This is a genomic window from Vibrio sp. 2132-1 (assembly GCF_033344315.1).
The window spans coordinates 1-547 of sequence record NZ_JAWPON010000736.1 but is presented as its reverse complement, the minus strand read 5'-3'; the positions used below and the strand labels follow the sequence as shown (position 1 = coordinate 547).

Here is a 547-nt window from a genome sequence, read left to right as displayed (position 1 = left end):
AGCAAGAATTAGTTTACGGTCCCATACTTTCTCGAAATCAGGCACCAAGTAATGCTTCAGACCTTCCATCGCGCCGTTTTGCGTCATGATGTAAACAAACAGCAAACCGAATAACACGAACAACGCAGGCATTAGACGTGTTGACCATTTCTCAATGCCTTGTTTAACGCCACCTTGCACGATCAAAATGGTAAGTACATAAAATGTAATCGTACCGAACAAGTTGCGCTCTACACTAAAACCTTTTAACCATTGAGTCGCCGCTTCCATTCCCATGATGTCGGTAACCGCACCTAGCAAAAAGCAGATCAACCAACCGCCAACAATGGAATAAAACGCTAAGACTGCACTTGGTACACTCAAACCAATCCAGCCCACAATACCGCCAAGCTTTTTGCCAGTCGGGTGGTTGGTTAATGCACGCATGCTGTCTACTGGGTTGGCTTGACCATGACGACCAATCGCCATTTCAACCACCAGCATAGGAAAAGCAACGATAAGAATCATCACTAAGTAAACCAGTAAGAAGGCTCCACCACCATTACTT

General features: G+C 45.2%; 1 pseudogene. It reads right to left on the bottom strand.

Features of this window, described 5'->3' with window-relative positions:
• Positions 1–547 (bottom strand): annotated as a pseudogene (locus R8N47_RS27685) (sodium-dependent transporter); the annotation flags it as partial.